Consider the following 14,795-nt stretch of genomic DNA (forward strand, 5'->3'; position numbering starts at 1 on the left):
TTCACCCCTCTTTCTTTTCATTTAAATCCAGACTAATATCCAGGCTCTCAAAGGAATAGGTTAACCTGCCAACCGAAATTACATCCACACCACTCTCTGCAATACCACGAATGGTCTGAAGAGACACGTTACCGGATGCTTCAACCTTCACATGAGGAGCCTGTTCACGAATAAGTTCAACCGCTTCACGCATCCGCTCTGGATGCATGTTATCCAGCATAATGATATCTGCCCCGGCTTGCAAGGCTTCTCTCACCTGCTCCAGATTTTCAGTCTCCACTTCAATCGTCATCGTATGTGGGATAACGGTTCGCGCACGCTGTACCGCCTCGGTGATTCCGCCTGCACCCTTGATGTGGTTATCCTTAATCATAACGGCATCGTACAGTCCAAATCGATGATTCGCTCCGCCACCCACGCGCACCGCGTATTTCTCAAGTAGTCGGTGGCCCGGCGTTGTCTTACGTGTATCCACAAGCCTGGTCTCAAGACCATCCAGCACATCCACGTAGGCACGCGTACGCGTAGCTATTCCGGACATACGTTGCAGCAAGTTAAGTGCCAGTCGTTCCCCCGTAAGTAGTGAATGTGTACTTCCCTCTACCTCGGCCAAAATCGTGCCATGGGTAACCTTGTCTCCGTCTGTTACCTTCGGTGTAAATACAAGATCAGGATCAACGACTTGAAATACAAGTTTAGATACGGTCATGCCTGCAATAATACCATTGTCTTTGGCGTGTATAATGGCCTTGGATTGGTTGCCTGCCGGGATCGTCACACTCGTTGTAACGTCACCTGCACCAACATCTTCACGAAGCCAGTTTTTGATCGATTCGATAAGCCCTTCATTATATCCATTCAGTATCATGACATCAATTCCTCCACAATCGCTTGTTCTCGCTGTTGCAGACTATGCTTCTGCCACACGATATCATCACGCGCCGGGAAATCCTCACGATAGTGAGCCCCCCGACTCTCCTCGCGGTGTAATGCCCCGCTGGTAACTAACCAGGCACAGGTCAGAAGGTTGGCATACTCCAGCTCTTCCTTATGAGTGAGTGTCTGATCAAAAAATTGCAATTCCTGTTGCAGCTTGTCCATGGCCTTCTGCAGGTCCTCACCATTCCGGCGCAAGCCGACCTGACGAACCATCATTTTCTGTAATCGTAAGCGTCTTTCGGATACCGGCTTTTGCTCTTCCGTGATCTTATTGATCTTGTTATTCATGTCCACAGATGAATGCGCAGCCCCTCTTACTTGTAATGAACCGAGCGGGGAAAGTGATTGAATGCGATCAACAATTCTCCGGCCAAATACAATCGCTTCTGACAAGGAGTTGCTTGCCAGACGGTTGGCTCCATGCACTCCTGTAGAAGACACCTCGCCACAAGCAAATAATCGGGAGATGCTGCTCTCTCCACTTAAATCCGTTTTCACTCCACCCATCATGTAATGGGCAGCAGGTGCAACGGGAATCCAGTCCGTTGTCATGTCCAATCCATAACGCATACAAGTCTCATATATGGTAGGGAACCGATGCTTGATCATCTCTGGCTGTTCATGTGTAATGTCCAAGTACACAAAGGTACTGTTGGTGGACTCCATCTCACTAACAATCGCTCGTGCCACGATATCTCGTGGGGCCAGTTCAAGCTGGGCATGATAACGATCCATGAAGCGCTCACCCTTCACATTGCGCAAATATGCTCCTTCGCCGCGTACGGCTTCTGACACAAGGAAACGCGGGGCCCCAGGGTAACATAGAGAGGTGGGGTGGAATTGGATAAATTCCATGTCACGAACAATAGCCCCAGCCCGATAAGCCATGGCTACACCATCGGCAGTAGCTACATCGGGATTCGTCGTGTATCGGTACAGTTGTCCTGCCCCACCAGAGCAAAGAACGGTTGCCTGTGCCTTCACGAACACTTGCGATCCGTCATCCTTCTGAACCAGAGCGCCAATGCATTCCCCTCGATCTCGATCCGTAATTAGGTCAACAACAAAATGCTCATCCCAAACTTCAATCCCGGGATGCTCATTCACTTCAACAGCAAGCGCACGTACAATCTCATATCCTGTTGCATCTCCGTTGGCATGCAAAATACGGCGGTGGCTATGCGCACCTTCCTGCGTCAACGCCAACTCGCCGTTCTCCAGATCAAATAAAGTACCCAAACGAATCAGTTCCTTCACTCCGTCCGGACCCTCATTCACCAATACCTCTACCGCTTCGGAGCGGCATAAGCCCGCTCCTGCTACAAGTGTATCCTGCAAGTGGTAAGCAGGTGAATCATCCTCAGCAATAACCGCAGCGATGCCTCCCTGCGCATATCTGGTGTTACTTTCAAGTAATGACTTCTTCGTGATCATTAATACACGTTGTTGTCCACTTGCCTTAATGGCAGTAAACAAACCAGCAATCCCTGAGCCTATAACCAGTACATCCGTCTCTACCATGGGTAGCGCAGACAGATCAAAATCAACTAAATATTGCGGTATCATGTTATTCACCTGTCTTGGAGCAAGAGTAGCGCATCCTACTTTACCAACAACATGCGCTCTAGTGATTCTCTGGCTTTGTCGGCAACGGCCGGTGGCACGTAGATTTGCGGCTTCATCGTTTCCAGGCATTTCACCAGTTTCTTCAAGTTGTTCACCTTCATGTTGGGACATACGAGGAACTTGGTAGCAAAGTGGAACTGTTTATCCGGACTATCCAGACGAAGCTGATATCCTGTACCATCTTCGGTACCTACGATAAATTCCTTCGCTGATGAATTTTTGCAATACTCCAGAATAGCTGTTGTGCTGCCTACAAAATCACCCATTTCTACGACCTCAGGGCGACACTCTGGATGGACAACAAACTCTGCATTTGGATGCTTGGCTCTCATCTCTACCACATCTTTGACTGTAAGCATATCGTGAGTGTTGCAGTAACCTTCCCAGATAATCATTTTCTTGTCTGTATGCTGCTGCACATAATGTCCCAGGTTTTTATCCGGTACCCAGATAATTTCGTCGGAATCCACCGATTGAATAACCCGTACCGCATTCGCTGAAGTACAGCAGATGTCAGTCTCTGCTTTGATCTCAGCCGAGGAATTAATATACGTAACGACCTTGGCATTAGGATGTTGTGCTTTTAATTTGCGTAGTCCATCCACATTCACCATATCTGCCATTGGGCAGCCCGCACGTTCGTCCGGGATAATAACTGTTTTATTTGGCGCCAGAATTTTAGCGCTTTCACCCATAAAATGAACACCACAGAAAACGATCACATCCGCATCTGTTTGTGCTGCCTTCTGGGCTAACAGAAACGAATCTCCACGGAAGTCGGCAACCTCCTGTACTTCGTCACGTTGATAATAATGGGCAAGAATAATGGCATTACGTTCCTTCTTCAACTCCATAAGCCGCTCACGCAGCTCGCGGTTCATCTCAGCCTTGCGCTCTAAAGCCAGAGCTTCCACCTGTGATCCTCTCCTTTATCGGGACAGCGTCATGCGCTGTTTCGTGGGCTAACCTAAGTCGTTATCTTCGCTTGAGAAACGAATCACAAGCGGTTTAACAACTAATTTACACAACGTTCACGACTCTGTCAATAAATGAAAAAGGCCCGGGACAGCGCTGTAATCACCTGTTTGCTAACTGGTTCGCCATCTAACTCCCGTTTATCTTTATCTATCCTTATTTAAAATAATGGATAAAAAAGAGAGCCCCGAGGGCTCTCTTGATTTCACCTGCTATCATTAGCCAGATGTATTGTGCATTAAGACGTTGGCTTCGTTCCGCCATCATCCGGGTTATTGTTATTACCCTTTTCCAGATTCGGAGCTTCGTTTGGAATATCTCCGGCTGGTGGCTCAGGCGTTTCATCTTTACCTTGAATACGAACACGCACATCACCGATGGTGTCGATGATTGGCTCTCCGCCTTCAGTTGGTGTACCTTCACCATCATTGTCATTCTCTGCTTTTGGAGTCAAAGAACCTGTTTCGATCAATTGCTTGATCTGATCCATTTCCAAAGTCTCTACCTCAAGCAAAGTTTGAGCGATCAGGTGCATCTCTTTTGAATGTTTAACAAGCAAGTCCTTACACTTCTCATAACAGTCATTGATAAATCGTTGCATTTCCTGATCAATCTCGTAAGCAATGGAATCCGAGTAATTCTGTTCATGACCGATATCCCGACCAAGGAATACCTGTCCTTGTGAACTTCCGAATTGCATAGGTCCCAATTTCTCACTCATACCGTATTCCATAACCATGCTGCGAACAATACCTGTCGCTTGCTGGAAGTCACTGTATGCACCAGTACCAATTTCTCCGATGAACAATTCTTCAGCTACACGACCTCCGAGAAGGCCGGTTACTTTATCAAGCAACTCGTTTTTGGTAACCAGCATACGGTCTTCTTTAGGTAACATGATTACATATCCACCCGCACGTCCGCGCGGAATGATGGTCACTTTATGTACCATATCGGCATGTTCCAGGAAGTATCCTACAATGGTATGACCTGCTTCATGATAAGCAACAATGCGTTTCTCGCGATCACTGATGACACGGCTTTTCTTCTCCGTACCAACAATAACACGGTCAATCGCTTCGTCAACTTCTTTCATGGAAATATCTTTACGGTTACGACGTGCTGCAATCAGCGCCGCTTCGTTCAAGAGATTTTCCAAATCTGCACCGGAGAAGCCCGTTGTACGTTTCGCGATAATATCCATCTTCACATCGTTGGTCAGTGGTTTATTACGGGAATGTACTTTCAGGACAGCTTCACGACCTCTTACATCAGGGCGGTCAACCGTAATTTGACGGTCAAAACGTCCAGGACGCAACAAGGCAGGGTCCAAAATATCTGCACGGTTCGTTGCGGCTATGATGATAATACCTTCGTTAACTCCGAATCCGTCCATCTCAACGAGCAACTGGTTGAGTGTCTGTTCACGTTCATCGTGACCACCACCGAGACCAGCACCACGCTGACGTCCTACAGCATCAATCTCATCGATAAAGATGATACATGGGGCATTTTTCTTCGCATTTTCAAACAAATCACGTACACGTGATGCACCGACACCGACGAACATTTCAACGAAGTCGGAACCTGAAATCGTGAAGAATGGTACACCAGCTTCACCGGCTACGGCACGAGCGAGCAATGTTTTACCGGTACCTGGAGGCCCTACGAGCAATACGCCTTTAGGAATCCTTGCACCTACTGCTGCGAATTTACGAGGGTCCTTGAGGAAGTCTACAACCTCAACAAGTTCTTGCTTCTCTTCGTCAGCACCCGCAACATCTTCAAATGTAACCCGCTTCTTCTCTTCATTGTAGAGACGAGCACGGCTTTTACCAAAGTTCATTACTTTACCGCCGCCGCCTTGAGCCTGATTAAACAGGAAGAAGAACAGCAGGAACATAATGATCAAAGGAATAAAGGAAGTCAGCAACGTCAACCAGATGCTGTCACCTTTCATTGGCTCCTGATGATATTGGAAATTGTTAGTTTCACTTGCAGCTACAAGCTCACTAATTGCCTCATCCGTAGGAGGAATATACGTTGAGAAATTTTCTGATTTGGCGCCATCAGGTGCCTTCTTGTATTGACCGGTCACGAGATACGTTTGACCGTTGAATTGAACCGTCAATTCAGAGACATTGTTGGCTTTGATCGCTGCACGCAACTGATCATATCTAGGATTATCGGTGGCTTCGCCGCCATTGCTGACGAACTGGACTATCCCCACCACAACTAAAAAAAGAATCAAATAAAAACCAGAATTCCGGATGAACCGATTCATCCCCTACCTCCTCTCGAGACACTTTAATTATTTTAACATAGCCCGACATGGCTTCTCAACAGAAGCCAAGAACAGCTCAAGGCTTGGGTCGGGCAGGATATTAGCTACTATAGACTTCCGGCTTCAAAATCCCGATATAGGGCAGGTTCCGGTACTTCTCCGCAAAATCCAAACCGTAACCAACGATGAACGCGTCAGGAATGTCAAAGCCTGTGTAATGAGCTTCCAACTCAACTTTACGGCCTGAAGGCTTGTCGAACAGCGTAACCACACGCACCGACTCGGCACCGCGGTTTTCTAGCAGTTCAATCAGGTAGCTGAGTGTAAGTCCGCTGTCGATAATATCTTCGACAATCAGAACTTCCCGTCCTTCAACGGATACATCCAGATCCTTAATGATTTTGACAACACCTGATGACTTGGTAGAAGCGCCGTAACTGGATACCGCCATAAAATCCATTTCAACAGGTACCGTTATGTTTTTAACCAAATCAGCCATAAATATAAACGCACCCTTGAGCACACAAATGACCAAAGGATTGCGATTTGCATATTCGGCACTTAGTGTTGCGCCTAATTCCTTGACTTTACTCTGAATTTCTTCTTCACTGATCAATACTTCCTGAATGTCGTTCTGCAACTGTGCGAACCTCCTAAGTTATACTATGAAAGCCTTACCTGAACCATAACCACTACCCCTGAATCGCTGAATCGCCTACAGTCATGTACAGGATTGCGGAAGTGTCCTCCCTGACAGGGGCCACATTGGACCGTCGAACACCCGGTAACCAGATGATATGACCTGCTCCATCACATACCACAGGAATACGTGGACGGACAGATGGGGGGATTTTCTCATCGATGAAAATATTTTTCACCTTTTTGCTTCCGTTTAATCCCATCACTTTCATGGTATCTCCAGGTAACCGTGAACGCACAACCAGCGGCATAAGCAGTTGATCCGCATCAAACGCGGCTTGATCCGCCGATTCCGGTACATGATAGTCCTCGGGACTCACCGTCATCAACCGAATATACCGGTTAATTGGGGTGAGTGAAAGCTCATAAGTTCCACTCCATTGCGCAAGACGATACTCGTAAGATTGATCCTGTACGTCCGTCCGTATGCCAAAAGAAATCAGATTATACTCCCGAGTGCAGGCGAGTGTCTGTCCTATATCCAGGCTCCAGGTCGTCACATGGGTCTCTATGACCTTGCGCCGAATGGTTTCTATACGGGTAAAGTCGACAAAATCACTGTCCAAAGGCAGATAATTCAATATTAGTTTAATCAACCTTCGTTGTAAAGCGACATGTAACTTCAAGAAGGAAGGCACCTCAAAGGTTTGCCTTCCGCCGTTCACCTGCACTAGACACCTGTATGTGTCATATGCACTCTGCTCCATGAAATCGTCTTCATCACCCACAATTTCGGCAAGCCGATTCAATGACGGCGTGAGTTGTCCATTATACTGCCCCAAAAAAGGAAGCACATCCAAGCGAATGGCATTACGCCGATATTTACGCAGGGCGTTGCTCTCATCATTGAAATACATAAAACCCTGGGTATTACAAGCTTCTACAAGGTCTGTCTTGTTTATACGAAGGCATGGACGAATAAGTTCCACATTTTTTTCTCGTCTTTTAAACTTCATTCCTGAGAGTCCCGACAAGCCGGTTCCACGAAGCAAATGAAGCATGACCGTCTCCGCCTGATCATCGGCATGATGTGCCAAAGCGATGCTTGCCGCATTATATTTGGAAGCCACTTCGTGCAAAAAGGCATATCGCTTGTTGCGGGCTGCTTCCTGTGGTCCTTGACCCGTCAGCTCCATATATGAAGGTACATCGGCCTTGGTCCATTCAAATGTAATACCAAGCTGCTGTGCCAGTTCCATCATTTTCTCCGCTTCATCATCAGATTCACTCCGGAAGCCATGATGCACGTGGGCACAGATCAATTCAAGTGGCACATGCCGCTTGCTGATCTCGTGCATGATATGCAAAAAAGCTACCGAGTCCGGCCCGCCCGATACTGCGACGACAATCCGATCCCCGGGAACCCATAACTGATGCTCTTCCGCTGCATCCAGCACGTTCTTCACCAGCATGTTCCAGCGTAAAGCCTCCATACCTGTTCCTCATTCCTTGCGTTATGTATATGCACTCTCACAGATCAGAAAAGTAGTGCATAGATGAGCACTCCAATAAGTAATATCACAGATACAGCAAATGCGTTTTTAAGCCAGCGCGGTGTGGTACTTTTGGAACGACGACGAAGAGGCGTGGGGCGTGCCATCATTTCCTTCCACCCTTGTGCCGCATGACCTGCATCACGAAACTGACCTCGTAATGCCTGAGTTGTCCAATTGCGAAAAGGACCCAATCGTTCACTGCGCTCCACCAGCGCTACGAGCTGATTCACACTTCGCAGTTGCGGTAATCCTTCGGCTGCCAGTGCCTTGAGCGCGTCTGCTTCAAGTACATGAATCAACAATAATGCAAATGCAAATACATCATAGGTACCATCTGCCGTACGGCTGCCTGCATTCCAGAAGCCCCGATCATACCATTCGGTGAACTGTTTGACGCTTCGACCAATCGACGTAACTCCGCCGTAGTCGATCAATTCCACCTGCCCATAGTCGGATACCAACACATTCTGAGGTTTGAGATCACCAAACACCCATCCCGCCTGATGCAATTGTGCCAGCTTCTGCAAGAGTCTAAGTCCCACCAGAAGTGTCCAGTCTGTCCCCTGACGCCGAATAAAGTGATGAAGTGCCTCACCTCTAACGTAACGCATCACATAAAAGGGAATATCCCGGCCACGAACGGCATAATCATCCACATCTTTAAGATAGGAAGGAATGCCGCTCTGCCGAAGGGCCTCATGATTACGCTGTAGTTGAAAAGATTTGAGCACATTAACTTCCGATTGCAGATCAACCGGATCAAATCCCATTTTTAGCGCATAGTGTTTGCCATTTTCACCCCGTTGGACAAGAAAAACGATGCCATTAGCTCCTTTGCCCAGTAGCTTCCGAATCGTGTAACGACTGCGATTCCATTTCCCTGTAACCACTGTTCCTGGCGGGAAAGAGGCGTCAGACAACGTTGTCACCGAGCATCCCTTCTCTTTCAATGCGATAGTTCCCTTCTATTTCCTGCTGTTTCTCCAGTGTACCATAACGGTAAAAATCAATCACCTTCTGAATTGCAGGACCTGTCGGCGTTGCACCCTTCATCTGCAACCTTCCAAACAAGGACCGAACACGGCCTGGATCCGTTGTCCAGTCAATATCCATTACCGCATCTTCTCCGCTGTGTCGTCCGGGAAAATGAAATACGGAAAGCTTGCTCTGACCTATACGCGCCTGCAAACTTAACATTAAATCACGGATGCCTTCTTCTACCGCAGCCAGTTTGGGCTTCATGCTGGCACTGACGTCTATTAACAATATAACCTGTAAGGCTGTAGTTTCAGCCATATCATCCATCACTTCCACGACCCGGGCGCGTTGTGCAGGCTCCAGATCCGTTACCGTTTTGGGCTCCTTCTCTCCCAAAATTTGTGTTAACTCTCTATTAACCGCCTGCTGAATGGTCTGAACCACCGTTTTTCTTGTCATCATCTGCATCGTATGTGCAAGCTGACGTGTACCTACAATTTGGCTGATTCCACCTCCGGCTCTGGCAATATCCTCAATCTCCCGGCTACCCAGCTCACCAATGGTTCCATAATCAATCACGCCAACCACATTAACCGTAATCCCCTCTTCCAGCGCTTCGGCCGCTGCCAGCACCGGACTTGGTCCTACATTGGAACAACCGTCGGTGATCAATAAGATTTGCTTCATCCGATATCCCTCCGTTATTCGTTACTCTCCAACTCTATGACTAGCATTGCCAGAATGAAGAGACTTCAAACAGAAGAATATGCAATTAACTGACGGTCCGTGGACGCTCCATCCGGTTGATGCCAGGCACACGCAGTGTGGCCCATTCAGGGCGGAAATGCTCTACTTTTCCAACAACGACGGTCATATCATCCAATATCTCATGCTGCTGATATCTTATGACACTTTCAAGCAGGCAATCGGCCAAATCTTGTGGATCATCTGTATCAATCTCTTGAATGAGCCGTTTCATCCATAACTCTTTGTTCACCGCATACCCCGGTGCATCATAGATGCCATCCGTCATCATAATGAGGATATCCCCCGGCTGAAGCTGTACCGTCACCAGATCCACTTCAATATCCTTAATAATACCGATTGGCAAATTGCTGGCCGAAACCTGAATAACCTCCTGTCCTCGTTTGATAAAACTTGGCGTCGATCCGATTTTCATAAACGTGGTTTCTGCCGTATATTCATCGATCAGTGCCATATCCACTGTGGCATACATCTCTTCAGGGGAGCGCAACATCAGAACGGAATTTACGGATTTGATGGCCAGTTTCTCGTCCATGCCGGACTGTAACAACTGTTCCAGTATGTTCAGCGCTGCGCTGCTCTCCATGCGTGCCCGTTCTCCATTGCCCATTCCATCACTGAGCGCCACCGCAAATGTACCGTTGCCTAACTCAACCGTACTGAAGCTGTCACCTGACATCACATCTCCCCCTTTTGCGGCGGCAGCAACACCCGTCGTAACCTCGAAGGTTTTGGCCGAACCAAACGTAACGGTCGCCAATCCCTGACGAGGATCGGTCATGGTCTCATGCAAGACGGCAATATGCTCGTCCAGTACATCCGAGATCAGCGGAGCAATCATTTTCCGGCACTCATCGAATCCACGTGTATATGCATGTACAATCTCAATCTCTACATTGCCCGCTTCCAGATTGATGATCTCAATGGAGTGAATGGATAAGCCCAGTGAATCCAGCGCGTCCCGAATCTGCTCCTCCTGCTGTACCATCTCATCACTTTCCCGCTGAATTTCTTTGGCCAGGTCCTCCATGACCTGAGATACACCAGATAATTGCTCTGCAACCAGCTGCCGGCTATCAATAATTTGACGCTTCCACTGCATGTTATGTTGATGCAGTCCATACTGGGCACGCATGACTTCAAGGACCTCTTCCGGTTTCGCACACACCCTGTTCCAGTCGACTGGAATCTGCTTGCCTGAGATCTCAGGGTTTCCTTCAATCGTACTCATCACGTCCGTCATATATTTGTAGGTTTGAATAAACTTCGCATCCCAGCATTGTGTACGCTTGAAACAGCTTGCACATGTGCCCTCGGCAACCGCATTCATGAAATGGTCCATTCCACCTTCTTTCTGTACCTGCTCCCCTGCACCGGACATCTGATCAAAGCTACGTGACAATTGACGGAATACCTGTGAGAACCGGGTTACCCGTTCTGCCGTGATATCCCGTATTCGTTTGGCATACTCATGCTGCGATTTGGTATGATCCTGCGTACCCGGTACATATTTGGATATCGCCGTCATCAGGCTTTTAGGTGTTAACATGAATAGTACGATAGCTGCACACGTCTCCCATAATGAGTTCATCACATCGCCCGGTCCGCCCAGATATATGGATAGAATGGACGAACCCAGCAGCATGCCCAGTGCAACCGCCGCACGTTTGCCTTCTCGAAGCATACCCGCCAGCATCCCGGCAAAAGCAAGCAGGCTCATCTGATACACCGCTGACATGTCAGCAAGACTCAGAATCAAGCCGGTAATGACCCCAACTGAGGCTCCAAGGGGGGCTCCGCCCACCAGCGCAAAGATTAATATGAGATAACGGGAGAGCATATGCTCGACGGATAAAGACTGAATGGTCCACCCTACGGCTCCCGTCATAACGGAAGCGAGCAATATGATCAGGCAGAGGATCTCCTCGTTCTTTAGGCTGAACTTTTTTTTGCGGTAGGTGAAGATCGGTATTGCTTGTATAAAAACAAGGGTGAGCACGAAACTTAATACCGAATCCATCGTGAGCATCAGCATCGCGTACCAGCTGAAGGATGGTCCAATCACAACCGCGAATAACTTGACCATAAATGTAGTCGTAAACACCATCGTTGGTGCATAAGATAATTCAGCACGATCATATGACTCCAGACCGCGGAAGAGCAGATAAAAGATGGCGATCTCCGATGCAACAATGAGTGGTACCGGAAACGGTGCAAAGAGACTGCCTGCGAGAAGTGCAGCGCCTACCGGAATGATGTAATCCCTGCGCATGAAAGCAATTACGGCGAAGTAAGCAATGGCAAAGGGAGATAACTCATTCAGGATCATTGCCTTTCCGAGCAGGAACCCCATAAACGTAAGCAGCAGTACCCATTTGCGGGAAGCAACCATCTGGACAGCCTTGCGGGAGCCAAGCCATTGTTTCAGACGTACCGACAGCTCCTCCCGAGCTTCCGTACCTCCTTTACCTGCTTTCATTCCCGGAAATTGAATGACATTCCACTTTTCCATCATCCTCAAGGCACCCCATTCGATTAATTTGAATTTTCGTGTTTCGTTCTCGATGGTTCTGATTATAGATAGATTAGAAGACGTAGTTTGTCAGAATAGGTGGGCAGGGTCCAAAAAGTTTACGACAAAAGAAACAAGGCTGGCGCGGTGGAGCGAAACCCCCGGCCTTATTGTGGTTTCATTCATTCTCCTACTTGATTCCGACAATCGGAATGTCTGATTTTGAACCGGAGATGGTTTGGTCTCGCCACCATTTGAGCAGGATAACTGTGGAATGCCACGGAAACCTGTCGGTAAAAAATGGTAGACGACAAATGTTCTTATGGTTTCATTTTGCCGTGCAGAAAAACTGGGGATATGGAGCTTCACCTTACAAAAAAAGCTATTCAACTACTTATCTGTGAAAGAAACGCAAAAAAACCGTTAGCCCATGGGCTAACGGTTTTACTTATATGTTTAGATCAGGTTGTGACAGATTACACACGCTTGGCTCCACGGCCTCCGCGTTTGCCTTCTGTGTTCTTCTTAAGCGAAGAGATCCGCTCTTCACTATCTTTCAGGAAGCGTGACATTTTATCCTCAAATGAAGGTTTGCCTGCTGCGGGCTTGAAAGAACGGCCTCCGCGGTCACCACGGTTAAATCCACCGCCGCCACCACCACGACCTTGGCCACCACTTGGGCCTCCGCCGCTGAATCGTTCGCGATCTCCTCCACTGCGTTCCGGTCTAGGAGCTCTCGGGGGTCTAGATTGGGTTTGTTGCTCAACCGGTTTGTCAACAGCTTGCTTAATGGAAAGTCCGATCTTGCCATCCTTGTCAACGTTGATAACCTTCACTGTAACGAGGTCATTCAGCTTCAGGTGGTCGTTGACATCTTTGACATAATTGTCGGCGATTTCCGAGATGTGAACGAGACCCGTGACACCTCCTGACAGATCCACAAATGCTCCAAAATGCGTGATTCCTGTCACCTTGCCCTCTAACTTGGTGCCCACTTCAATTGCCATAGAATAAAATGATCCTCCCTTAAAAATATACAACCCGATTTTTTGAATGCCAAAATCAATGCTGCGCTAATGTAATTATACCTTATGCCATAAACCAAGGTCAACTGAACACTACCCCATCAGAGAGCCTATTTTTTCCGGTTTAACGGCTTGAGACACACGGATAACAAACCTAGCTCGGTAATAGACCGAATTCCATCAGTTCCCTGACTCTTCAACCTGGATCGGCGTTTCCTCAGGAAGATAATATCCTTTTTTCCGTGCCAGCTGTCCTATGTATTCAGGGTCATTCAACCGGCTGACTTCGTACTTCAACTGTTCCAGCTTCTTCAACGTATCTTCCTTTGAAGCTTGCTGAGTGGCCAGATGAGAACTCTTGTCCGAAATTTGTGCAGTCTGCACAAGGAATGTATATCCTGCCCATATTACAAATACAATCATAAACGTCATCCAAAGCATGAGGCGCCTTTTTGCACCGGCAGATTTTCCTTGGTTAGTTGGAGCCTTTGATCTGCCCACAGGTGTTTTACCCATTACGGACCTCCTTAAAACCAGCGTTTCCACATCGCTGCAATTCTTGTACCCACACGGATCATGAAGCGTGGCGTTACCCAATGTTTCAGGAGCGGCCTAAACATCCAGCGGAACAACTTGCCGAAAGGTACCAAACACTGTAGCACCAGCCTGCCCAGGAATAATAGTATCGCAATTACAAAACCGAATAATACGCGAATTAACTTATAAATTCCTTTAGCCGGCATAACGATCAGGATGTTAAGGATATGTCCACACCAATGAATCAGCGTTCTTGCGAGTTTAATTAACATTACCACAAAACGCTGGGTTGTAACACTTAAAAGCCAAAAATAGAAGCAAACCCCTATAATCAGCCCCAAAAAGACATAAAACCGCAACTGTCCGTGGTTTCCGGCGTATAGCATCCGAAAAACGAACAGCGCGGAAGCAACCCAGTACAACAGATCGAGCGTGTGAATACTCCATCTCGGAAACCGCAGCTGTCCGGACAGTACCCGGTAACTGTCGTAGGCCATTCCCATCACGACCCCCGAGGTGAGCATCCACATCAGTGTGATCCATTGAGTATCCGGACTCATCGGAACATCTTGCCAAACAGGCCTTTACCATTTTTGGACTGGGAACCGGGGTCCAGATATTGGAGCGAACTGACTGTGCCTTCAATGGATAACAGACCTTCCTCCAGGCTCAGGTTTTTGATATGTAAATTGTGCCCCCGGATGGTCAGATGCCCAAGTTCAGTCTGCAGCAAAAATTCCTCACTGTCGAAGCTCTCCACGTTGGAGACACCCGTCAGATCCAGCAGTTTCCGATTCTGCATGCTCAGATGATGCTGTTTGGCCTTACCGTGCTCAACCATGGCATGTACCCCTCCTTCTTACACCTAGCTTATGGATGTGGAGGTTGGAATAGAACCAGCGTTGTTGAACAAATAACCCGGCATCCAGTAAAAACAAAAACGCCCTTCCCTGTTACAG

General features: G+C 47.8%; 13 protein-coding genes. All 13 read right to left on the reverse strand.

What is annotated here, in order from left to right; genetic code table 11:
- Position 1: 1 nt before the first annotated feature.
- Complete coding sequence (gene nadC, locus MKY28_RS25800; protein ID WP_340937372.1) at positions 2 to 868, reverse strand: carboxylating nicotinate-nucleotide diphosphorylase; 867 nt, start codon at positions 866 to 868, stop codon at positions 2 to 4.
- Positions 865 to 2,505, reverse strand: coding sequence for an L-aspartate oxidase (gene nadB / locus MKY28_RS25805; RefSeq protein WP_340938048.1), 1,641 nt, complete (start codon positions 2,503 to 2,505; stop codon positions 865 to 867). Before nadB ends, nadC begins: the two co-directional genes overlap by 4 nt.
- A 35-nt stretch (positions 2,506 to 2,540) precedes the next feature.
- Complete coding sequence (gene nadA, locus MKY28_RS25810) at positions 2,541 to 3,479, reverse strand: quinolinate synthase NadA (RefSeq protein ID WP_017691350.1); 939 nt, start codon at positions 3,477 to 3,479, stop codon at positions 2,541 to 2,543.
- Positions 3,480 to 3,778: 299 nt separating this feature from the next.
- Positions 3,779 to 5,824, reverse strand: a complete 2,046-nt coding sequence (ftsH, locus tag MKY28_RS25815) for an ATP-dependent zinc metalloprotease FtsH (RefSeq protein WP_100528131.1) — start codon at positions 5,822 to 5,824, stop codon at positions 3,779 to 3,781.
- A 100-nt stretch (positions 5,825 to 5,924) separates the two neighbouring features.
- Positions 5,925 to 6,464, reverse strand: a complete 540-nt coding sequence (gene hpt / locus MKY28_RS25820) for a hypoxanthine phosphoribosyltransferase (RefSeq protein ID WP_017691352.1) — start codon at positions 6,462 to 6,464, stop codon at positions 5,925 to 5,927.
- 52 nt (positions 6,465 to 6,516) lie between these two features.
- Positions 6,517 to 7,956, reverse strand: a complete 1,440-nt coding sequence (gene tilS / locus MKY28_RS25825; protein WP_340937373.1) for a tRNA lysidine(34) synthetase TilS — start codon at positions 7,954 to 7,956, stop codon at positions 6,517 to 6,519.
- 44 nt (positions 7,957 to 8,000) lie between these two features.
- The gene (locus MKY28_RS25830; RefSeq protein WP_036668459.1) at positions 8,001 to 8,948 is read right to left on the reverse strand and encodes a serine/threonine protein kinase; all 948 of its coding nucleotides are present in this window, start codon (positions 8,946 to 8,948) and stop codon (positions 8,001 to 8,003) included.
- Positions 8,932 to 9,684, reverse strand: coding sequence for a VWA domain-containing protein (locus tag MKY28_RS25835; protein ID WP_036668461.1), 753 nt, complete (start codon positions 9,682 to 9,684; stop codon positions 8,932 to 8,934). The genes MKY28_RS25830 and MKY28_RS25835 overlap by 17 nt, the downstream gene beginning before the upstream one ends.
- Positions 9,685 to 9,769: 85 nt before the next feature.
- Positions 9,770 to 12,277 carry a stage II sporulation protein E gene (gene spoIIE / locus MKY28_RS25840; RefSeq protein WP_340937376.1) on the reverse strand — a complete coding sequence of 836 codons (2,508 nt, stop codon included), beginning with the start codon at positions 12,275 to 12,277 and terminating at the stop codon, positions 9,770 to 9,772.
- 473 nt (positions 12,278 to 12,750) lie between these two features.
- Positions 12,751 to 13,281, reverse strand: coding sequence for a S1 domain-containing RNA-binding protein (locus MKY28_RS25845; protein ID WP_017691357.1), 531 nt, complete (start codon positions 13,279 to 13,281; stop codon positions 12,751 to 12,753).
- A gap of 198 nt (positions 13,282 to 13,479) precedes the next feature.
- Positions 13,480 to 13,815: an FtsB family cell division protein gene (locus MKY28_RS25850; RefSeq protein ID WP_017691358.1), complete on the reverse strand. Its 336-nt coding sequence runs from the start codon at positions 13,813 to 13,815 to the stop codon at positions 13,480 to 13,482.
- 11 nt (positions 13,816 to 13,826) lie between these two features.
- On the reverse strand, positions 13,827 to 14,396 hold the full coding sequence (gene yabQ, locus MKY28_RS25855; RefSeq protein WP_017691359.1) for a spore cortex biosynthesis protein YabQ: 570 nt from the start codon (positions 14,394 to 14,396) through the stop codon (positions 13,827 to 13,829).
- Positions 14,393 to 14,677: a sporulation protein YabP gene (gene yabP, locus MKY28_RS25860; protein ID WP_036606119.1), complete on the reverse strand. Its 285-nt coding sequence runs from the start codon at positions 14,675 to 14,677 to the stop codon at positions 14,393 to 14,395. The genes yabQ and yabP overlap by 4 nt, the downstream gene beginning before the upstream one ends.
- Positions 14,678 to 14,795: the final 118 nt, after the last annotated feature.

Origin of the sequence: Paenibacillus sp. FSL R5-0473 (assembly GCF_038004565.1) — a bacterium.
In the GTDB taxonomy this organism is placed as follows: Bacteria; Bacillota; Bacilli; order Paenibacillales; family Paenibacillaceae; genus Paenibacillus; species Paenibacillus amylolyticus.

Bases quoted from the DNA above. Each gene is read 5' to 3' on its own strand.
- nadC (WP_340937372.1), bottom strand. From the start codon at position 868: ATGATACTGAATGGATATAATGAAGGGCTTATCGAATCGATCAAAAAC.
- nadB (WP_340938048.1), bottom strand. From the start codon at position 2,505: ATGATACCGCAATATTTAGTTGATTTTGATCTGTCTGCGCTACCCATG.
- ftsH (WP_100528131.1), bottom strand. From the start codon at position 5,824: ATGAATCGGTTCATCCGGAATTCTGGTTTTTATTTGATTCTTTTTTTA.
- tilS (WP_340937373.1), bottom strand. From the start codon at position 7,956: ATGGAGGCTTTACGCTGGAACATGCTGGTGAAGAACGTGCTGGATGCA.
- MKY28_RS25835 (WP_036668461.1), bottom strand. From the start codon at position 9,684: ATGAAGCAAATCTTATTGATCACCGACGGTTGTTCCAATGTAGGACCA.
- spoIIE (WP_340937376.1), bottom strand. From the start codon at position 12,277: ATGATGGAAAAGTGGAATGTCATTCAATTTCCGGGAATGAAAGCAGGT.
- MKY28_RS25845 (WP_017691357.1), bottom strand. From the start codon at position 13,281: ATGGCAATTGAAGTGGGCACCAAGTTAGAGGGCAAGGTGACAGGAATC.
- MKY28_RS25850 (WP_017691358.1), bottom strand. From the start codon at position 13,815: ATGGGTAAAACACCTGTGGGCAGATCAAAGGCTCCAACTAACCAAGGA.
- yabQ (WP_017691359.1), bottom strand. From the start codon at position 14,396: ATGAGTCCGGATACTCAATGGATCACACTGATGTGGATGCTCACCTCG.
- yabP (WP_036606119.1), bottom strand. From the start codon at position 14,677: ATGGTTGAGCACGGTAAGGCCAAACAGCATCATCTGAGCATGCAGAAT.